Origin of the sequence: Acidimangrovimonas pyrenivorans (assembly GCF_042643245.1) — a bacterium.
In the GTDB taxonomy this organism is placed as follows: Bacteria; Pseudomonadota; Alphaproteobacteria; order Rhodobacterales; family Rhodobacteraceae; genus Acidimangrovimonas; species Acidimangrovimonas pyrenivorans.
In genome coordinates, this window is the sequence record NZ_JBHRSK010000019.1 from 12559 (window position 1) to 32269 (window position 19711).

The window sequence follows — 19711 nt, forward strand, 5'->3', positions numbered from 1 at the left end:
GGGCGGCGCCCGACCCCGGGTGGGCGCTTGCGACGCCGCTCTTGAGCGATGTCGGTCGCATCGCTCCATGGCCCGTGCCCCGCGACCGCTCCTGGAATGCGCCCTCCCGGGGGGGGAGGGTCGGGCGCCGCCCGGCGTTGCCGCCGGGCGAAAGTCCGGGGCACCTGCGTCCCTCGCGGCCCTTGTCCCGCCGCCCCCCGCTTCCTATAAGCGGGCAAACCGGACCGGAGGGGCCATGACGTTCCGCGCAAGACATCTTCTGGGCATCGAACATCTCGCGCCGGAGGAAATCAAAACCCTCCTCGATCTGGCCGAAACCTATGTCGATCTCAACCGCCGCACGATCAAGAAGACCGACGTGCTGGCCGGGATGACGCAGATCAACATGTTCTTCGAGGCCTCGACCCGGACCCAGGCCAGCTTCGAGCTTGCCGGCAAGCGGCTGGGGGCGGACGTGATGAACATGGCCGTCGCGCAGTCGAGCGTGAAGAAGGGCGAGACCCTGATCGACACGGCGATGACGCTGAACGCCATGCACCCGGACCTCCTCGTGGTGCGGCACCAGAGTTCGGGCGCCGTCGACCTGCTGGCGCAGAAGGTCAATTGCGCCGTGCTCAATGCCGGCGACGGCAAGCACGAGCACCCGACCCAGGCGCTGCTCGACGCGCTGACCATCCGCCGCGCCAAGGGCCGGCTGCACCGCCTGACCGTGGCGATCTGCGGCGATATCGCCCATAGCCGGGTGGCGCGCTCGAACCTGATCCTGCTGGGCAAGATGGAGAACCGCATCCGCCTGATCGGCCCGCCGACGCTGATGCCCTCGGGCGTCGCCGAGCTGGGCGTCGAGGTTTTCGACGACATGCGCGCCGGGCTCGAGGGCGCCGACGTGGTGATGATGCTGCGGCTGCAGAAGGAGCGGATGGACGGCGGCTTCATCCCCTCCGAGCGCGAATACTATTTCCGCTACGGTCTGGACGCCGAGAAGCTGGCCTATGCCAAGGACGACGCCATCGTCATGCATCCCGGCCCGATGAACCGCGGGGTCGAGATCGACGGCACGCTGGCCGACGACATCAACCGTTCGGTGATCCAGGACCAGGTCGAGATGGGCGTCGCGGTGCGGATGGCGGCGATGGAGCTCTTGGCGCGCAACCTCAAGGCCGAGCGCGGTCGCGTCGCGGCGGAGGGGCTGGCGTGAGCACGCCCGATGGCTGGGAAGGCATCCTTGAACCGGGGGAGAAGATCCTCTGGCAAGGCCGGCCCGACGGCAATCTCCACGTTCCCCGGATCGAGCCGGCGCGGCTCCTGTTCGGCCTCGTCTTTCTCGGCTTCGCGCTGTTCTGGACCTTCGGCGCCGCCCGCTCGGCGACGGGCGACGGGGTGATGGGCGTGGTGTTCCCGGCCCTCGGGCTGCCCTTTGTCGTGGTCGGCGCCAACATGGCCGGCGGCAGTTTCCTGTGGCAGGCCTACCTGCGCCGCCACAGCTGGTACACGCTGACCGACCGCCATGCCTTCGTCGCGACCTCGGTGCTGGGACGGCGCAGCCTGAGAAGCTGGCGCATCGACCCGGCGACCATCGTCGATTTCGAGGACGGGGCGCTGGGCAGCGTCTATTTCACCGGCTCGCGGCAGGCGCAGGACCGGCGCCGGGGCGGGTTCGAATATATCGCGGAGGCGCCGCGGGTCCTCGACCTCGTGCGCCGCGTCCAGAGGGGACAGGCATGACGATCTTCTTGGAAAACGCCCGGATCATCGACCCCGCGGCGGGCGAGGAGCGGCAGGGCAACCTGGTGCTCGACGGCGGCAGGATCGCCGCCATCGGCGATATGGCGGCGCCGAAAGGGGCGCGGGTGGTCGATTGCGGCGGCAAGTGCCTGGCGCCGGGGATCGTCGATCTTGGCGTCAAGGTCGGCGAGCCGGGCGAGCGCCACAAGGAGAGCTTCCGCTCGGCGGCGCTGGCGGCGGCGGCGGGCGGGGTGACGACGCTGATCACCCGGCCCGACACCGCGCCGGCCATCGACAGTCCCGAGACGCTGGAATTCGTCATGCGCCGGGCGGCCGAGGCCGGGCCGGTGCGCATCCGCCACATGGCGGCGCTGACCAAGGGCCGCGAGGGCCGCGAGATGGTCGAGATCGGCTTTCTCATGGATGCCGGGGCGGTAGCGTTTTCCGATTGCGACAACGTCGTCGCCAACACCAAGGTGATGTCGCGCTGCCTGACCTATGCCCGCAGCCTCGGCGCGCTGGTCATCGGCCACCCGCAGGACCCGGGCCTGTCGGCCGGCGCCGCCGTCACCTCGGGCAAGTTCGCCTCGCTGCGCGGCTTGCCCGGCGTCAGCCCGATGGCCGAGCGCATGGGCTTCGACCGCGATATGGCGCTGGTCGAGATGACCGGCGCGCGCTACCACGCCGACCAGATCACCTGCGCCCGCACCCTGCCGGCGCTGGAGCGGGCCAAGGCCAACGGCTTCGACGTCAGTGCCGGGGTCTCGATCCACCATGTCACGCTGAACGAGTTCGACGTCGGCGATTACCGCACCTTCTTCAAGCTGTCGCCGCCGCTGCGGCCCGAGGATGACCGCAAGGCGGTGGCCGAGGCGCTGGCCTCGGGGCTGATCGACATCCTGTGCTCGATGCACACGCCGCAGGACGAGGAATCCAAGCGCCTGCCCTTCGAGGAGGCGGCGGCCGGCGCGGTGGCGCTGGAGACCTTCCTGCCCGCCGCGATGCGGCTCTACCACGACGGCACAATGACCCTGCCGCAGCTGTTCCGCGCGATGTCGCTGAACCCGGCGAAGCGGCTCGGCCTCGACGGCGGCCGGATGGAAGAGGGCGCGCCGGCCGACCTCGTCCTGTTCGACCCCGACGCGCCCTTCGTCCTCGACCGCTTCACCATGCTGCATTCGAAGTCGAAGAACACGCCGTTTGACGGCACCCGCATGGAGGGTAAGGTGCTGGCGACTTTCGTCGGTGGCGAGCAGGTCTTCGCGGCCGACGCGCGGAAGGAGTGACGATGCCCGAGATCACGACCTCGCTGCCCCTGCTGGGGCTGGTGGCGCTGCTGGCCTACCTGCTTGGGGCGGTGCCCTTCGGCGTGGTGATGGCGCGGCTGTTCGGGCTGGGCGACCTGCGCCGGATCGGCTCGGGCAATATCGGCGCCACCAACGTGCTGCGGACCGGCAACAAGCTGGCGGCCTTCCTGACCCTGATCCTCGACGCCGGCAAGGGCGGCTTCGCGGTGCTGATCGCCGGCGCGCTGGTGGGCAAGGACGCCGCCCAGGTCGCCGGCCTCGCCGCCTTCCTCGGCCACATCTACCCGGTCTATCTGGGCTTCAGGGGCGGCAAGGGCGTCGCCACCTTCCTCGGCACCCTGCTGGCGCTGGACTGGCGCGTCGGTCTGGCGGCCTGCGCCACCTGGCTGGTGACGGCCGCGGCCTTGCGCTATTCCTCGCTCTCGGCACTGATGGCGGCGGCGCTGTCGACGCTGTGGATCATCGTCTTCGCCCGTGGCGACCTGTTCTTCCTGATCGTGATCCTGACGGTGCTGATCTATGTCCGCCACGCCGCCAATATCGCCCGCCTGCGCGCCGGCACCGAGCCCCGGATCGGCCGCAAGAAGGACTAGGGCCGTCCCCGACCGCCGGGGCGCCCGGTAGACAAACAGGCTTTCGCCGCGCATCCTGCCTCCGCCCGCACGGGGATATTCAGAGGAGTGCGCCGGATGGATTTCAAGACTGCCGTTCTGACCTGCTTTCGCAAATACGCCATTTTCACCGGCCGGGCCGCGCGGCCCGAATTCTGGTGGTTCATGCTGTTCGGTTTCCTCGGCAACCTGATCCTGGGCTCGCTCGACCGGACGATTTTCGGCGGCGCCATGTATCCGATTCCCGGGCTATGGATGCACGGCATGCACGGCTACCAGGGGCCGCAACTGTTCGGCGGGCTGTTCGGGTTGGCGATGCTGCTGCCGTCGCTGGCGGTCGGCGCCCGGCGGCTGCACGATACCGGTCGCTCGGGCTGGTGGCTGCTGCTGCTGTTCATCCCGGTGATCGGGGCGCTGGTGCTGATCTACTTCAACGCCCAGCCGGGCGAGGCCCGGGGCAACCAGTACGGCGCCCCGCCGAAGTGAGGCCGGCCCGGACCCGGGCCGTGGCCGTTCAGTAGCTGTATTCGGCGTAGATCCGGGTCAGATCGCCGTTCCAGTCGCCGTGGTAATGCTCCAGCAGCTCGTCGGCCGGGGTCTTGCCGCTGTCGACGGTCTCCTTCAGCGCGTCGAGGAAATGGGTCTCGTCCGGGATCAGCCCGGCGGCGCCGGGGCGGGCGCGGGCCTTGAGCCCGGCCTCGGCGATCTCGAGCACCTCGCGCGCCAGCGCCTTCATCTTCACCCCGCCGGCCTCGGCCTCCAGGCCCTGAACGCTGGCGCCGACACGCAGCCCCTCGCGGGTCTCGACGTCCCAGCCCTTGACCAGGTCCCAGGCGGCATCGAGCGCCGACTGGTCGTAGAGCAGCCCGACCCAGAGCGCCGGCAGGGCGCAGAGCCGGCGCCACGGGCCGCCATCGGCGCCGCGCATCTCGATGTATTTCTTCACCCGCGCCTCGGGGAAGACGGTGGTCATGTGGTCGGCCCAGTCGCTCAGCGTCGGCTTCTCGCCCGGCAGCGCCGGCAGCTCGCCCTTGAGGAAGTCGCGGAAGGATTGGCCCAGCGCGTTGATGTAATGGCCGTCGCGATAGACGAAATACATCGGCACATCGAGCACGTAATCGACCCAGCGCTGGAAGCCCATGCCGTCCTCGAAGACGAAGGGCACCATGCCGGTGCGGGCGGCGTCGAGGCTGCGCCAGATGCGCGAGCGCCAGGACTTGTGGCCGTTCGGCTTGCCCTCGAAGAAGGGCGAGTTGGCGAACAGCGCGGTCGCCACCGGCTGCAGCGCCAGCGCGACGCGCATCTTCTGCACCATGTCGGCCTCGGAGGCGAAGTCGAGGTTGACCTGCACGGTGCAGGTGCGCCGCATCATCTGCGTGCCGTGGGTGCCGACCGTCTGCATGTAGTCGTTCATCAGCTTGTAGCGGCCCTTGGGCATCAGCGGCATCTGCTCATGCGTCCAGATCGGGGCGGCGCCGAGGCCGATGAAGCGGGCGCCGATCTTGTCGGCGACCTGATGGACCTCGCGCAGGTGCTCGTTCACCTCGTCGCAGGTCTGGTGGATGTTCTCGAGCGGCGCGCCCGAGAGTTCGAGCTGCCCGCCGGGTTCGAGCGAGATATTCGCCCCGTCCTTGGTCAGGCCGATGAGGTTGTCCTGCTCAAGCACCGCCTCCCAGCCGAAGGCGTCGCGCAGGCCCTCCAGCATCGCCTTGACCGAGCGCGGCCCGTCATAGGGCAGCGGCAGCAGGCTGTCCTCGCAATAGCCGAATTTCTCGTGCTCGGTGCCGATGCGCCAGTCTTCGCGGGGCTTGCAGCCCTCTTCCATGTATTCGGCAAGTTGCTCGAACCGTTCGATCGGCCCGCCGCCGGATTGAGGAATGGACATCAGCTGGCTCCGATCTGTCGCGCGTCAGGGCACAGACCTGTCGCGCGAGCGTGACCAAGTCAAGGGCACTCAGTGAAGAAGTCGCGGCCGGTGGCGCCGCCAGACGATATGCGCGGCCCCCGGCGGCGCGTCCAGCGCGGCCAGCAGCGCCTGCATGTCGATGCCGGGCAGAGCGGCGAAGGCGTCGAAAAGCGCCTCCGATCCGGTGGCGGCGACGGGCACGAACAGCACCGTGCCGTCGCTTTGCCGCAGCCGCCAGGCGCGCTCGCCATGCCGGCTCATCAGCACCAGTTCGCTCATGTCGGCCAGCGCGACATAGCCGCCGTGCAGCGGCCCGAAATAGGCGACCTGGCCCTCGTCGACCTCGACCATGCCGGGGCCGTTGCCGCCGCGGGCAAAGCGCAGGCGGCGCCAGCCGATCACGGCCAGCCCGGCGCCGACGGCGACGGCGCCGCCGCCGAGCATGGCGAAGAACGGCCCGCCGAAGGAGATCACCCATAGCCCGAGCAGGGCGGCGCCGGCGCCGGCCAGCGGCTCGCGCCAGCGGTGCAGGGTCTCGGCGGCTTCGGGACGCAGGAACGACATGGCTCAGCCCCCGATCAGCACGGCCGGGGTGTAGAGGACGAGGCGGTAGTCGCCGATGCGGCGGAAGCCGATGCCCTGATAGGCGCGGGCGGCGGCCTCGTTGGCGGCGAAGAGCACGGCGCGGAGCACGCCGCGGGCGCGGGCCTCCTGCAGCATCAGCGCCACGGCGCGGCGGCCATGGCCGCGCCCGCGCAGCTCGGGCGGGGTGAAGACGGCGCCGACCTGGACCCGGTGCGGCAGCGCCGCGTTGAAATTGCACATCGCCACCGGCTGGCCGTCCCGCTCCAGCACCCTTGCGTGGCCGGCGGTCAGCATCGCGCCCAGCTGCGCCGCCGCGCTGGCCGCGGTGTCGGGCCCCGGCGCGTTCCCCATCGCCTCGACCAGATAGGCCATGCGCCATGGCGTCAGCGGGCCGATATCGGCCTGCGCAAGGGGCCGCAGCGTGGTATCGCCCGGCGGCATGGCAAGATCAGCGAGATCGAGGCCGAACAGCGGTTCGACCCGGTCGAGCGTGGCGGCGCGGCGGCCGAGGCCCAGCCCGTCGAGCGCGGCGGCGACCTGCTCCGGCGGGCCGTTGACGCCGTGGCAGGGCCGGGCGGACAGGCGGCGGCGCAGCTTGGCCCAGTCTTGCGGCGCGACTTGTTCGGCCTGGGTCAGGAAATAGCCCGAAGGGGCGAGCTGGACGACGCCCGCGACCGGGTCGCCGACCACCCACATGCCCGGCGTGCCGCGGGCATGATTGACGGCAAGGAACATCGAACTGTCCGCCCGGGCCTCGAGCAGCGCGTCGAGCGCGGCGATGTCGCGCAGCCGCGCCGGCCGGATCACCGCCAGTCCCCGAGCTGGTCCTGCCACAGCGTCAGCGCGGCGACGGCGGCGGTATCGGCGCGCAGGATGCGCGGGCCGAGGCTGACCGGCACCGCCTGCGGCAGCGCCTTGAGGCGGCTGCGCTCGACCTCCGAGAAACCGCCCTCGGGGCCGATCAGGATCGCCCAGGGGCCGGCTGCGCCATCGGGCAGCCCGGCCGAACCGCCGACCAGCGCCTCGTCGCACCACATCAGCCGCCGGTCCTCGGGCCAGTCGGCCAGCAGCCGTGACAGCGGCACCAGATCGGCGACCTCGGGCACGAAGGTACCGCCGCATTGCTCGGCCGCCTCGACGGCGTGGGCTTGCAGCCGGTCGCGGCGGATGCGTTCGGCATTGGTGAACTCGGTCTGCACCGGGACGATCCGCGCCGCGCCCATCTCGGCCGCCTTCTCGACGATGAAGTCGGTCCGCGCCTTCTTGATCGGCGCGAACAGCAGCCACAGGTCGGGCGGCAATTGCAGCGGTCTTGTCTGCTCTTCGCAGCTCAGCAGACCGCCGCGCTTGCCGGCTTCGGTCACCGTCGCCAGCCACTCGCCGTCGCGGCCGTTGAACAGCAGCACCGGCGCCCCGGCGCCCTGCCGCATCACCCCGAACAGGTAATGCGCCTGGTCGCGGTCCAGAGGAACCGATTGCCCCGCCCCGAGCGGGTGATCTACATAGAGCCTGATCTTCGCCATCGACATGAGGCCGAACTTATGCGCCAGCCAGAGCGAACGCCAGAGCCCGCAACCACCGGATCGGGGGCTTCCGGACAGGTCGCCGACGCCTATAGCGACAACTGGGTCGACCGGCTGGCTCCGGGCTGGAGCCGGCCCTACCTGCGCCTGTCCCGCGCCGACAGGCCGATCGGCACCTGGCTGCTGCTGCTGCCCTGCTGGTGGGGCGTGGCGCTGGCGGCCGCCGCCGATCCCGCCAGCGCCGGCTGGCGCGACCTGTGGATCGCGCTGGCCTGCGGGCTGGGCGCCTGGCTGATGCGCGGCGCCGGTTGCACCTGGAACGACATCACCGACCGCGACATCGACGCCGCCGTCGCCCGCACCCGCTCGCGCCCGATCCCCTCGGGCCAGGTCAGCGTCCGGCAGGCCGTGGCCTGGATGGGGCTGCAGGCGCTGATCGCCTTCGGCCTGCTGCTGACCTTCAACGCCGCCGCCATCGCGCTGGGCGTGCTGTCGCTGCTGCCGGTCGCCGTCTATCCCTTCGCCAAGCGCTTCACCTGGTGGCCGCAGGTCTTCCTCGGCATCGCCTTCAACTGGGGCGCACTGCTGGCCTGGACCGCGCATGGCGGCAGCCTCGGCTGGCCGGCGGTGATCCTCTATTTCTCCGGCATGGCCTGGACGCTGTTCTACGACACGATCTATGCCCACCAGGACAAGGAGGACGACGCGCTGATCGGGGTGAAGTCGACGGCGCGGCTGTTCGGCGACAACACCCGGCCCTGGCTGCGCGGCTTCCTCGCGCTCTCGGTGCTGCTGATGACGCTGGCCATCGTGCTGGCGCTGCTGCCGGCCGCGACGCCGCTGGCGCTGGTCGTCGCGCTGGGCGGGGCCTGGGGATTCGGCTGGCACATGGCCTGGCAACTCGGGCGACTGGATATCGACGATCCCGATACCTGCCTGTCACTTTTCCGTGCCAACCGGGATACCGGGCTGATTCCCGCGCTGTTTCTTGCCATTGCCGTGTTCGTCTGATTGATCCCGGCCGCTCTGCCTTTTAAGCAGGACGGCATCGCACTGACAGAAGACAGAATATGCGCCACACCCAGAGCCTGCTCGCCCTCGCCGCTTTCCTCCTGGCGGCACTGATGTGCTATTTCGGGGCGGTCCAGGCGGTGAATCTGGTCGAGGCGCGCTCGGCCGAGCTGGTCAAGCAGCGGCTGTCGCAGGCCGGGATCGACTGGGCCACGGTGCGCGCCGACGGGCTGCAGATCCATCTCTACGGCACCGCACCGACCGAGGCGATTCGCTTCCGCGCCATCTCGGTCGCCAGTTCCGAGGTCGATCCGGCCCGAATCCGCGACAACATGGAGGTCACCCCGGCCAAGGAGATCGCGGCGCCGCGCTTCTCGGTCGAGCTCTTGCGCAACGAGGACGGCATCTCGCTGATCGGGCTGGTGCCGACGGCGACGGGCCATGCCCCGATTGTCGCCCGGGTCCGGCCGCTGGCAGCCGACGGCAAGGTCACCGACATGCTCGAGACCTCGGACTATCCCAAGCCCGAGCATTGGGACGATGCGCTCAATTTCGGCCTCGCCGCGCTCAAGGCCCTGCCGCGTTCGAAGATCTCGATCGCCGCCGACCGCGTCGCCGTGACCGCGATCACCAAGAGCGCCGACGAGAAGCGCCGGATCGAGGCCAACCTGTCCCGCATCGCCCCGCAAGGGGTCAGGACGGTGCTCGACATCTCGGCGCCGCGGCCGGTCATCGCCCCGTTCACCCTGCGCTTCCTGATCGACGCGGACGGCGCCCGCTTCGACGCCTGTTCGGCCGACAGCGACGCGGCGCGGGACCGTATCCTCAAGGCGGCGCGGGACGCGGGGGCGGCGGGCAAGCTCGACTGCACCGTCGGCCTTGGCGTGCCGACGCCGAAATGGGCCGATGCCGCCGTCGAGGCGATCAAGGCGGTCAAGGCGCTTGGCCGGGCCTCGGTCACCTTCTCGGATGCCGACATCACCCTGCTCGCCGCCGACAGCGTGCCGCAGGACACCTATGACCGGGTGGTCGGCGATCTCGGCGCGCAATTGCCCGATGTCTTCTCGCTCAAGGCGACGCTGGCCGAGAAGCCGAAGCAGCAGAACGATCACGGCCCGGCCGAGTTCACCGCCACGCTCAGCCCCGAGGGGCAGGTGCAGCTGCGCGGCCGGTTGAGCGACGCGCGGCTGCGCGACGCCGTCACCAGCTTCGCCCGGGCCGAGTTCGGCGCCGACAACGTCTACAACGCCGCCCGGCTCGACTCCCAGCTGCCCGACGGCTGGCCGGTGCGGGTGCTGGCCGGGCTGGCGGCGCTGTCGCACCTGCATCACGGCGCGCTGCTGGTTCAGCCCGACACGGTCAAGGTCACCGGCGTGACCGGGGACAAGGAGGCCAAGGACGCGATCTCGCGCGTGCTGTCCGACCGGCTGGGGCAGGGGCAGGCCTTCAGCATCGCGGTGAAATACGACGAGAAATACGACCCGATCGCCAAGCTGCCCAGCCCGCAGGAATGCGTCGACAAGATCAACGGCATCCTGTCGAAGAAACAGGTCACCTTCGATCCCGGCTCCGACCGGCCCGATACCAGTTCGACCAAGACGCTGGACGCCATCGCCGACGCGCTGCGGCCCTGCACCCGGGTCAAGATGGAGGTCGCCGGCTATACCGACAACCAGGGTCGGACCGAGATGAACCTGCAGCTCAGCCAGGACCGGGCCGAGGCCGTGCTGAAGGCGATGCTGGCGCGGCGGGTGCCGATCTCGAACCTCACCGCCAAGGGCTATGGCGAGGCCGACCCGATCGCCGATAACGGCACCGAGGCCGGGCGCGAGGCCAACCGGCGCATCGAGTTCTCGCTGATCACGCCCGAGAGCGAGGCCAAGGCCGCCGCGGCGGCAGGCGACGACCAGGCGGGCGATGGCGGCGATAGCGGCGATAGCGGCGACGGCCCGGCGGTGGCGCCCGACAACCTGCCCGAGGGCCAGGGCGGCGACAGCCCGCTGGACGGGGCGACGCAGGACGGCGCTGCCGCGGACAAGACGGCGGCGGACGCGGCCGGGGACGCGACCGGAGACGGGACCGGGGACGCGACCGGGGACGCGACCGGGGACGCGACCGGGGANGGGCGGCGGAAACGCCCTATGATTCCGCCGCGCCCAAGGAAATGACGATCCGGCCGAAGCCGCGGCCCTGAACAGGCGCAACAGACCCGGAGCAGACCGGAGGGGACAATGAACCGCACCGAATTCATCTTTGCCACGGCGATCATCCTCTTCGTGGCCTTCGCGCTGGGCTGGTTCGCCAACTGGCTGGTGCATCGCTTCACCCGCGTCAGCCAGGCCGATATGGGCGAGCTCGACAAGATGGCGAAGTCGCTGCACGAGGCCGAGGAGGCGCGCGACCAGGCGATCACCTATGTCCAGCAGCGCGAGGCCGAACTGACCAACCAGCTCAGCCAGACCGAGGCCGAACTGCGCGCCGCGATGGACGGGCTGCGCGAGGCGCGGGCCGAGGCCGAGGAGATGCGCGCCTATATCGAGCGGATGAACGCCGGCTAGGCAAGGGCGCCGCCCGCCACTCGGCGCTTGACCACCCGTTCACGAAATGGTGACTGAGGGGGTGATCTCAGCACCGAGGCGATGATGCGTTCTTCCCATTCCGGCCCGCGCGCGGGCCGCTTTCTCCGCGGCGCCGTCCTGTCCCTTGTCCTGTCGGCTGTGATGGTCCCGGCGCCTCCCGCCCGGGCCGAGCCCGTGCTCGACCTTGCGCGCCTCGGCCTGACCGCGCGCGAGACGTCCAGCATCGCGCGCGACCCGGCCGCCAGCCTGCGCCGCTTCTATACCACCGCGCTGGGGCTGTCGCCCGACGGGACCATCAGCCAGCAAGTCATCGAGAGCCGCGACCGGATCTCCCGGGCACGGCTGCGCGGCGGCCGGATCGGCGCCGTGCTGGGCTATGACCTGAATGACGACGGGGCGATCTCGTCCGAAGAAATCGCGGCGGTTCTGGATACTCTGACAGGCCGGCGGCGCGCCGATCTGCTGATCCTGCGCGACAGCGGCGACGGCAACGGCGACGGCCGGATCGACATGGCGGAAATCCGCGCCTACGCGGCCCGGCAGCAACGGACATCGCTGCTGACTGCGCTGTCCGCGCGCCGCTACCAGACCCTGCTGAAGATGGATGTCGACGGTGACGGCAAGGTCACGCTCGAAGAGATCCGCATGGTGGTCGCGGCCATCGCGGCCCAGCGCGGAAAAACGGGGATCGCGCCGCCGACCAAGCTCTAGGGGCGCCTACCAGCGCCCCAGTGCGGCCTCGTCCTCGTCCTTGGCCGCCACCCAGCCGGCGCCTTCGGCGGTGATTTCCTTTTTCCAGAACGGCGCGCGCGACTTGAGGTAGTCCATCAGGAACTCGGCCGCGGCGAAGGCGTCGCCGCGATGCGGGGCGGCGGTCGCCACCATCATGATCGGCTCGCCCGGCGCCAGCCTTCCGTGGCGGTGGACGACAAGGCAGTCGAGCAGATGCCAGCGGCTGACCGCCTCGGCCTCGATCGCGGCGATCGCGCTTTCGGTCATGCCGGGGTAATGCTCGATCTCCATCGCCTGCAGCCCGCCTTCCGGCAGGTCGCGGACGACGCCGGTGAAGGTGACGACGGCGCCGACACCGGGTTCGGTGCCGAACCCGGCCACCTCGGCGGCGAAATCGAAGGTCTCGCTCTGGACGCGGACGGTCATGTCGGCCCCCTCAGCCGCCGGTCATCGGCGGGAAGAAGGCGACCTCGCGCGCGCCGTCCAGCGCGGCGTCGAAATCGGTCAGCTGCTGGTCGACGGCGACGCGCAGGGCGCTCAGGTCGGCGAAGGCGGCGTCGTAACGCTCCTCGCGGCCGCGCAGCTCTTCCACCAGCTCGGCCACGGTGGTGGCCGAGGTCTCGATCCGCTCCTTCGGCATGCCGATCCGCTCGCGCACCCAAGCGAAATAGAGAACGTCAATCATTCTTCGACCCCTTCAGATGCGGCAGCGCCTTGAGGAAGTAGTCGAGCCCGGTGATGAAGGTCAGCACCGCAGCGATCCAGATCAGCACCAGCCCGGCCTGGGTGGCCTCGGACGAGGTCCAGCGCAGCACCCGCTGGTGGGTATCCTCAACATAGCCCAGCCCGGTGCCGAGGAACAGGACCGCGATGGCAATCATCTGGGCGGTGGTCTTCCACTTGGCCAGCTTGGTGACCTTGAGCAGGCTGGCCTTGGCGCCGAGATATTCGCGCAGGCCCGAGACGAAGACCTCGCGGAACAGGATCACCGTGGCGGGCAGGATCAGCCAGGGATTCATGCCCGAGTAGCCGGTGATGACGACCAGCGCGATCACCACCATCGCCTTGTCTGCGATCGGGTCGAGCATGGCGCCGAATTTCGATTCCTGCTTCCACAGCCGGGCGAGGTAGCCATCGATCCAGTCGGTCAGCGAGGCCAGCACGAACAGCGCCAGCGCCAGCCAGTCGGCGGCCGGACGGTGGAAATAGAGGAACATCACCGGCACGCCGGGCGCCGCGAGCAACCGCAGAACGGTCAGGGCATTGGGAATCCACCATCTCATGGCGCTTTCGTAGCCCGTCCGGTGGCAATGGGGAAGAGGCGGCGGACCGGCTGCAACTTCGTGCCACAGAACGTGATCGCGGGGACGCAGAGCGGGACAGGCGTCACGACCCCGGCCCTTCGCCCGGCGGCATGCCGGGCAGCACCCGCCCCTCCCCCGGGGAGGGCGCATCCGCGATCGGCCAAGGGGCGCGTCCGATGGGCTCGTGGAAAGGCAGGGGGCAAGGCGTCGGCGGAGCGAGCGCCCACCCAGGGTCGGGCGCCGCCCTTTGTGCCCTGTTCCGAGACCGGGCCTACGCCGCCTTGCCCTTCGACGAGGTCAGGGCGACGAAGACATCCTCGAGATCGGCCTCCTCGCTGGCGACGTCGCGGATGGTGATGCCGGCGCGGCGCACCGCGTCCAGCACCGCCTCGGCCGAGGTCTTCTCGCGCGAGTAGCTGAAGGCCAGCGCGCCGCCGCGCCGCCGTTCCAGCGTCACGCCCTCGGGCAGGGCGATCGCGGCCGGCGCCGGGGCGTCGGGCTGGATCACCAGCGTCTTGCCGTCCATCCGCGCCAGCAGCGCCTCGGTCCGGTCGCGCACCACCACCTCGCCGTGGTTGATGATCGCGATCTCGTCGCACATCTCCTCGGCCTCTTCGAGGTAATGGGTCGTCAGGATGATCGTCATCCCCTGCTCGTTGAGCCGCCGGACATTGGCCCAGAGCATCTGCCGCAGCTCGATATCGACGCCGGCGGTGGGTTCGTCCAGCACCAGGATCTGCGGCGCATGGACCAGCGCCTTGCCCAAGAGCAGCCGCCGCCGCATCCCGCCCGAGAGCGAGCGGGCATAGGCCTCGGCCTTGTCGGTCAGGCCGATCAGCTCGAGGATCTCGTCGGTGTGGCGCTGCGATTTCGGCACGCCGTAGAGCCCGGCCTGCACCTCCAGCGCCGCGCGCGGGGTGAAGAACGGGTCCATGTTCAGCTCCTGCGGCATGACCCCGATGGCGGCCCGGCTCTGGCGCGGGTTCACGTCCTGGTCGAAGCCCCAGATCTTCACTTTGCCGGAGGTCTTCAGCACCAGCCCGGCGAGGATGTTGATCATCGTCGACTTGCCGGCGCCGTTCGGGCCCAGCAATCCGAAGATCGAGCCCGCCGGGATCGTCAGGTCGACGCCCTTCAGCGCCTCTTTCGGCGGCTGGCCCGCCTGGGCACGGTAGACCTTGCGCAGCCCCTCGATCTCGATCGCGTTCGTGGCCATGCGGCTCTCCTTCCCGGCAGTCTATCCGCGCCGTTCACTCCGCTTTGCAGCCGGAGGGCTTGACGCTACCATGCGGCCCGACTTATGCCGCATCGGCCGATGCTTCAAGGAAGGGAGCCCTCCATGACCACGCAAGTCCCCGAAACCGAGGTTGTCAGCAGCTGGAAAGTGGCCTGCGACGGCGGCGAGGGCGCGCTGGGCCATCCCCGCGTCTGGCTGACCATCCCGCATGACACCGGCTTCGTCGAATGCGGCTACTGCGACAAGCGCTACATCCACGAGAGCTTCAAGGACAAGTTGTTGGGCGAAGGCGCCGAGGGCTGAGGGCGCAGGCAGGGCGAGGGGCCGTCTGCCCCTCGCGCTCCCCGAGGATATTTCTAAGCAGAAAGTGAGGGGGAAGAGTCTTCTCCCGATTTCTCGCCTGAGAGTATGCCTGTCGGCGACCGCCGGGCGATCCGCCCGCAACTCCTGTCTGGAAGCCCGCCCCGCTTCGTGGCATGACTCCGGGACATCACGGGGCAGGCCAGAGAGGAGCGCGGCGCATGGGGTTCGGCAAGGGGTGTCACCTTCACCTGATCGACGGCTCGGCCTTCATCTTCCGCGCCTATCACGCCCTGCCGCCCTTGACGCGCAAGTCCGACGGGCTGCCGATCGGCGCCGTCGCCGGCTTCTGCAATATGCTGTTCAAGTATGTCGAGGGCTGGAACGGCAATGACGCGCCGACCCATGCGGCGGTGATCTTCGACTATTCGTCCAAGACCTTCCGCAACGAGATCTATCCCGAATACAAGGCCAACCGGCCCGAGCTGCCCGAGGATCTGCGGCCGCAATTCCCGCTGACCCGCGAGGCCACCCGCGCCTTCAACATCGCCTGCATCGAGCGCGAGGATTACGAGGCCGACGACATCATCGCCACCCTGGCCCGCGAGGCGCGCGAGGCCGGCGGCCGGGTGACGATCATCAGCTCGGACAAGGACCTGATGCAGCTGGTCGGCAACGGTGTCGAGATGCTCGACGCGATGAAGAACCGCCGCATCGGCGTCGACGAGGTGGTCGAGAAATTCGGCGTCAAGCCGGACAAAGTGGTCGATGTCCAGGCCCTGGCCGGGGATTCGGTCGACAACATCCCCGGCGCGCCCGGCATCGGGGTCAAGACCGCGGCGCTGCTGATCCAGGAATACGGCGACGTCGAGAACCTGCTCGCCCATGCCGAGGAGATCAAGCAGCCCAAGCGGCGCCAGACCCTGATCGACAAGGCCGAGCAGATCCGGATCTCGCGCAAGCTGGTCGAGCTCGACGCCCATACGCCGATGGACGAGAAGCTGGACGATCTCGAGGTCCAGGACCCGAAACCCGAGGAGCTGCTGACCTTCCTGGCGCAGATGGAATTCCGCACCCTGTCCAAGCGGGTGGCCGAGAAGCTGGGGGCGGAGCCGCCGGTGATCCCCGAGCCGAGCGCCGCGGCCCCGGCGGCGGATGCCGCGCCGCTGCCGGAACAGGCGCCGATCGACCCCGAGAAATACGAACGCGTCGGCGATGCCGAGGCGCTGAACCGCTGGGTCGAGGTGATCCGCGAGCGCGGCTGTGTCGCCGTCGATACCGAGACCACCAGCCTCGACGAGATGGTGGCCGAGCTGGTCGGCATCTCGCTCTGCGTCGAGCCGGGGCAGGCCTGCTATATTCCGGTCGGCCACCGCGCCGTCGGCGGCGAGGCGGCGGACGACCTGTTCGGTTCGGACGAGCTTGCCGAGGGCCAGATGGCGCTGGAGGAGGCGCTGGCGATCCTCAAGCCGGTGCTCGAGGACGATGCGATCCTCAAGATCGGCCAGAACATGAAATACGACGCCAAGATCTTCGCCCGCCACGACGTCGCGGTGGCGCCGATCGACGACACGATGCTGCTGTCCTACGCCCTCAATGCCGGCAAGCACGGCCATGGCATGGATGTGCTGTCGGAGCGTTATCTCGACCACAAGCCGATCCCGATCAAGTCGCTGCTCGGCTCGGGCAAGGCGGCGATCACCTTCGACCGGGTGGCGATCGGTGACGCGGTGAAATACGCCGCCGAGGATGCCGATATCACCCTGCGGCTGTGGCAGCTGTTCAAGCCCCAGCTCCACCGCGCCCGGGTCACCACGGTCTACGAGACGCTCGAGCGGCCGCTGGTGCCGGTGCTGGCCGAGATGGAGATGAACGGCGTGCTGGTCGACCGCGACACGCTGAGCCGGATGTCCAACGCCTTCGCCCAGAAGATGGCCGGGCTCGAGGCCGAAATCCACGAGCTGGCGGGCGAAAACTTCAATGTCGGTTCGCCGAAACAACTGGGCGAGATCCTGTTCGACAAGATGGGCCTCGAGGGCGGCAAGAAGGGCAAGACGGGCGCCTATGCCACCGGCGCCGACGTGCTGGAAGACCTTGCCGCCGAGGGCCACGCCCTGCCGGCGCGGGTGCTCGACTGGCGCCAGCTGTCGAAGCTGAAAAGCACCTATACCGACGCGCTGCAGGAGCATATCAACCCCGAGACTGGCCGCGTCCACACCTCCTATGTCCAGACCGGGGCCAATACCGGCCGCCTCGCCTCGACCGATCCGAACCTGCAGAACATCCCCGTCCGCACCGAGGAGGGCCGCCGCATCCGCGAAGCCTTCGTCGCCCCGGAGGGCAAGGTGATGCTCAGCCTCGACTACAGCCAGATCGAGCTGCGCATCCTCGCCCATGTCGCCGGCCTGGCCGAGATGAAGCAGGCTTTCCGCGACGGGCTCGACATCCACGCGATGACCGCGTCGGAGATGTTCAACGTGCCGATCGAGGGCATGGACCCGATGGTCCGGCGCCAGGCCAAGGCGATCAATTTCGGGGTGATCTACGGCATCTCGGGCTTCGGCCTCGCCCGCAACCTGCGCATCCCGCGCAGCGAGGCGCAGGGCTTCATCGACCGCTATTTCGAACGTTTCCCCGGCATCAAGGCCTACATGGACGACACCACTGCCTTCGCCAAGGAACACGGCTACGTCCAGACCCTGTTCGGCCGCAAGATCCACACGCCCGAGATCAATTCCAAGGGGCCGACCGCCGGCTTCGCCCGCCGCGCCGCGATCAACGCCCCGATCCAGGGCGCCGCCGCCGACGTCATCCGCCGCGCCATGATCCGCATGCCCGCGGCGATCGACGGCCTGCCGGCGAAGATGCTGCTGCAGGTCCATGACGAACTTCTGTTCGAGGTCGACGCGGATGCGGTCGATCCCGTCATCGCGCGGGTGAAAGAGGTCATGGAGGGCGCCGCCGAGCCGGCGGTGAAGCTCGACGTGCCGCTGACCGTCGATGCCGGCCAGGGCGCGAACTGGGCCGAGGCGCATTAGAGGGGGCGCTGCCCCCGTCGCCACAGGCGACTCCCCCGGAGTATTTTCGCAAAGGTGAAATGCGGAGGGGCGCCGCGCCCCTTTCACCTGAGTGAAAATATCCCACGGGGGTCCGGGGGTGTGAAACCCCCGGCTTGGGTCAGAACTTCTCGACCCAGGGTCGGACCGAGATCTCCTCGGACCAGGCCGAGCGCGGCTGCTCGACCAGGGCGAGGTAGGTCTGGGCGATGGCGTCGGGGTCGAGCATCGAATCCGGCGCCTCGGTCGGTTCGACCCGGCCGGGATTGCGGATCATGCCGTCGATATTGATCCAGGCGACATGGATGCCCTGCGGGTGCAGCTCGCGCGCCATCGACTGGGCGAGGCCGCGGCTCGCGAACTTGCCCATCGCGAAGGAGGCCGATTGCGGGTAGCCCTTCACCCCCGCCGAGGCGCCGGTGAACAGGATCGTGCCGCGGATGCCGTCCTGCGGTGCGGCCGCCAGCATCGCCCGCGCCGCCGCTTGGCCGGTGAGGAAGGCGCCGAAGGCGGTGACGTCGAGCGCCTTGCGCACTTCGGCCGGGTCGACCTCGGCGATCGGGCCGCGGACCCGGGCCGAGGGGTTGTAGACCACTACCCGCGGCGGCGCCTCGAGCCCGGCGAAGAGGGCGGCGACCGAGGCCGGGTCGGCGGCGTCGCAGCGTGCCGTCGCGGCGCCGGTCTCGGCCGCCAGCGGCGCCAGTTTCCCGGCGTCGCGCGCGGCCAGGACCGGGCGGTAGCCGGCTTCGGCGAAACGCCGGGCCAGCGCGGCCGACAAGCCCGTTCCGACCCCGACGATCAGTGCCAATGGTTGGGCCATGGTCCTCTCCCGTTCAGATGCGTTCGAGAGGGAAGCTGGACCGGCAGGCGCGGGATGTCAAAGGGCGGGGTAGGCCGAGGGCGCCGGTCAGCCGTGGCCGATGGCGGCGGGGTTGGGGCAGCTGTCCTCGGGGCTCTCGATCTGCAGCGTGGCGTGGCGGATGCCGAAATCCTGCGCAAGAAGCTGGCGCACCGCCTCGGGCGCGCGGCTGCCGGCGCGGACGACCAGGTGGGCTTCGAGCGAGCTTTCATGCTCGTCGATCTGCCACAGGTGCAGGTGGTGGACGCCGGCGACGCCGTCGACGGCGGCGATCCGGTCGAGCAGCGTTTCGGCGCCGATTTCGGGCGGGGCGCCGAGCATCAGGATGCGGATCACCGGGCCGATCTCGGCCACCGCGTGCCACAGGATCCAGGCCGAGATGCCCAGCGTCACGATCGGGTCGACCAGGCGCCAGTCGTAGAGCAGGATCAGCGCCCCGGCGACGACGACGGCGACCGAGGTGGCGGCGTCGGCGAGGTTGTGCAGGAAGGCGGCGCGGATGTTCATGCTGTCTTTCGCCAGCGCGTAGGTCAGCGCCGCCGTCGCGCCGTTCACCACCAGCGCCAGCCCGGCGAGGATGACGACGGTCCAGCCTTCGACCTGCGGTGGATCGAGGAAGCGCATCACCGCCTCGGCTGCCAGCCAGAGCGAGATCAGGATCAGCGAGGTATAGTTGATCAGCGCCGCGACGATCTCGGCCCGGCCGTAGCCGAAGGTCATTTCCGGGTCGGCCGGGCGGCGGGCGATGCGGCGGGCGGCGAAGGCGATGATCAGGGTCGCGGCGTCCGACAGGTTGTGGATCGCGTCGGCGATCAGCGCGACCGAGCCCGAGAGGATGCCGCCGACGATCTGCGCCGCGGTCAGGATCAGGTTCACCGCCACCGCCGCGGCCACCCGGCGGTCGCCGCTGCTCGGGTCGAGGTGATGGTGGTGATGATGATGGGCGTGGTCGTGCGGCATCCGGTCCTTTCGGCGG

21 protein-coding genes are annotated in these 19711 nt (G+C 69.6%); 11 read left to right on the forward strand and 10 right to left on the reverse strand.

Annotation, left to right across the window (positions count from 1 at the left end; translation table 11 throughout):
- The first annotated feature begins 235 nt into the window (after positions 1-235).
- The 5 genes from ACFOES_RS20075 to ACFOES_RS20095 all read left to right on the forward strand — a co-directional run bounded on the left by ACFOES_RS20075 (position 236) and on the right by ACFOES_RS20095 (position 4129).
- Entirely contained in the window at positions 236-1198 is a 963-nt protein-coding gene (locus ACFOES_RS20075; RefSeq protein ID WP_377835331.1) for an aspartate carbamoyltransferase catalytic subunit, read from the forward strand.
- Positions 1195-1725: a hypothetical protein gene (locus ACFOES_RS20080; RefSeq protein WP_377835333.1), complete on the forward strand. Its 531-nt coding sequence runs from the start codon at positions 1195-1197 to the stop codon at positions 1723-1725. Before ACFOES_RS20075 ends, ACFOES_RS20080 begins: the two co-directional genes overlap by 4 nt.
- Entirely contained in the window at positions 1722-3011 is a 1290-nt protein-coding gene (gene pyrC / locus ACFOES_RS20085; RefSeq protein WP_377835335.1) for a dihydroorotase, read from the forward strand. The genes ACFOES_RS20080 and pyrC overlap by 4 nt, the downstream gene beginning before the upstream one ends.
- 2 nt (positions 3012-3013) lie before the next feature.
- A complete protein-coding gene (plsY, locus tag ACFOES_RS20090) occupies positions 3014-3625 on the forward strand; it encodes a glycerol-3-phosphate 1-O-acyltransferase PlsY (RefSeq protein ID WP_377835337.1) in 612 nt (203 codons plus the stop codon).
- 96 nt (positions 3626-3721) lie between these two features.
- Complete coding sequence (locus tag ACFOES_RS20095; protein ID WP_377835339.1) at positions 3722-4129, forward strand: DUF805 domain-containing protein; 408 nt, start codon at positions 3722-3724, stop codon at positions 4127-4129.
- Positions 4130-4157: 28 nt separating this feature from the next.
- Here the strand turns inward: ACFOES_RS20095 and ACFOES_RS20100 are convergent, their stop codons facing one another.
- The 4 genes from ACFOES_RS20100 to ACFOES_RS20115 all read right to left on the reverse strand — a co-directional run bounded on the left by ACFOES_RS20100 (position 4158) and on the right by ACFOES_RS20115 (position 7663).
- A complete protein-coding gene (locus ACFOES_RS20100) occupies positions 4158-5528 on the reverse strand; it encodes a glutamate--cysteine ligase (protein ID WP_377835341.1) in 1371 nt (456 codons plus the stop codon).
- A gap of 69 nt (positions 5529-5597) precedes the next feature.
- Positions 5598-6113 (reverse strand): hypothetical protein, encoded by a 516-nt coding sequence (locus ACFOES_RS20105; protein WP_377835343.1) that lies wholly within the window; start codon positions 6111-6113, stop codon positions 5598-5600.
- Between the two features lie 3 nt (positions 6114-6116).
- On the reverse strand, positions 6117-6941 hold the full coding sequence (locus tag ACFOES_RS20110; RefSeq protein ID WP_377835344.1) for a GNAT family N-acetyltransferase: 825 nt from the start codon (positions 6939-6941) through the stop codon (positions 6117-6119).
- Positions 6938-7663 carry a 16S rRNA (uracil(1498)-N(3))-methyltransferase gene (locus ACFOES_RS20115; protein WP_377835346.1) on the reverse strand — a complete coding sequence of 242 codons (726 nt, stop codon included), beginning with the start codon at positions 7661-7663 and terminating at the stop codon, positions 6938-6940. The genes ACFOES_RS20110 and ACFOES_RS20115 overlap by 4 nt, the downstream gene beginning before the upstream one ends.
- A gap of 12 nt (positions 7664-7675) precedes the next feature.
- Between ACFOES_RS20115 and ubiA the strand changes: the two genes are divergently transcribed.
- From ubiA to ACFOES_RS20135, 4 genes are all read left to right on the forward strand, one after another.
- Entirely contained in the window at positions 7676-8668 is a 993-nt protein-coding gene (ubiA, locus tag ACFOES_RS20120) for a 4-hydroxybenzoate octaprenyltransferase (RefSeq protein ID WP_377835348.1), read from the forward strand.
- 497 nt (positions 8669-9165) lie between these two features.
- Positions 9166-10836, forward strand: a complete 1671-nt coding sequence (locus tag ACFOES_RS20125; RefSeq protein ID WP_449222441.1) for an OmpA family protein — start codon at positions 9166-9168, stop codon at positions 10834-10836.
- A 63-nt stretch (positions 10837-10899) separates the two neighbouring features.
- Positions 10900-11226, forward strand: coding sequence for a hypothetical protein (locus ACFOES_RS20130; protein WP_377835352.1), 327 nt, complete (start codon positions 10900-10902; stop codon positions 11224-11226).
- 162 nt (positions 11227-11388) lie between these two features.
- Positions 11389-11958 (forward strand): hypothetical protein, encoded by a 570-nt coding sequence (locus tag ACFOES_RS20135; protein ID WP_377835354.1) that lies wholly within the window; start codon positions 11389-11391, stop codon positions 11956-11958.
- A 6-nt stretch (positions 11959-11964) separates the two neighbouring features.
- On the opposite strand, the gene ACFOES_RS20140 is transcribed toward ACFOES_RS20135, so the two are convergent.
- The 4 genes from ACFOES_RS20140 to ACFOES_RS20155 form a co-directional block, all read right to left on the reverse strand.
- A complete protein-coding gene (locus ACFOES_RS20140) occupies positions 11965-12405 on the reverse strand; it encodes a molybdenum cofactor biosynthesis protein MoaE (protein WP_377835355.1) in 441 nt (146 codons plus the stop codon).
- A 10-nt stretch (positions 12406-12415) separates the two neighbouring features.
- Positions 12416-12664: a molybdopterin converting factor subunit 1 gene (gene moaD / locus ACFOES_RS20145; RefSeq protein ID WP_377835357.1), complete on the reverse strand. Its 249-nt coding sequence runs from the start codon at positions 12662-12664 to the stop codon at positions 12416-12418.
- The gene (gene pgsA / locus ACFOES_RS20150) at positions 12657-13262 is read right to left on the reverse strand and encodes a CDP-diacylglycerol--glycerol-3-phosphate 3-phosphatidyltransferase (RefSeq protein WP_377835359.1); all 606 of its coding nucleotides are present in this window, start codon (positions 13260-13262) and stop codon (positions 12657-12659) included. Before pgsA ends, moaD begins: the two co-directional genes overlap by 8 nt.
- A 292-nt stretch (positions 13263-13554) precedes the next feature.
- Positions 13555-14499 (reverse strand): ABC transporter ATP-binding protein, encoded by a 945-nt coding sequence (locus ACFOES_RS20155; RefSeq protein WP_377835362.1) that lies wholly within the window; start codon positions 14497-14499, stop codon positions 13555-13557.
- Between the two features lie 123 nt (positions 14500-14622).
- Between ACFOES_RS20155 and ACFOES_RS20160 the strand changes: the two genes are divergently transcribed.
- Both ACFOES_RS20160 and polA read left to right on the forward strand, forming a co-directional pair.
- The gene (locus tag ACFOES_RS20160) at positions 14623-14823 is read left to right on the forward strand and encodes a zinc-finger domain-containing protein (RefSeq protein WP_377835364.1); all 201 of its coding nucleotides are present in this window, start codon (positions 14623-14625) and stop codon (positions 14821-14823) included.
- A gap of 218 nt (positions 14824-15041) precedes the next feature.
- Positions 15042-17858: a DNA polymerase I gene (polA, locus tag ACFOES_RS20165; RefSeq protein WP_377835366.1), complete on the forward strand. Its 2817-nt coding sequence runs from the start codon at positions 15042-15044 to the stop codon at positions 17856-17858.
- A gap of 139 nt (positions 17859-17997) precedes the next feature.
- On the opposite strand, the gene ACFOES_RS20170 is transcribed toward polA, so the two are convergent.
- Together ACFOES_RS20170 and ACFOES_RS20175 are read right to left on the reverse strand one after the other, a co-directional pair.
- Entirely contained in the window at positions 17998-18696 is a 699-nt protein-coding gene (locus tag ACFOES_RS20170) for an SDR family NAD(P)-dependent oxidoreductase (protein ID WP_377835368.1), read from the reverse strand.
- Positions 18697-18783: 87 nt separating this feature from the next.
- A complete protein-coding gene (locus ACFOES_RS20175) occupies positions 18784-19695 on the reverse strand; it encodes a cation diffusion facilitator family transporter (protein WP_377835370.1) in 912 nt (303 codons plus the stop codon).
- Positions 19696-19711: the final 16 nt, after the last annotated feature.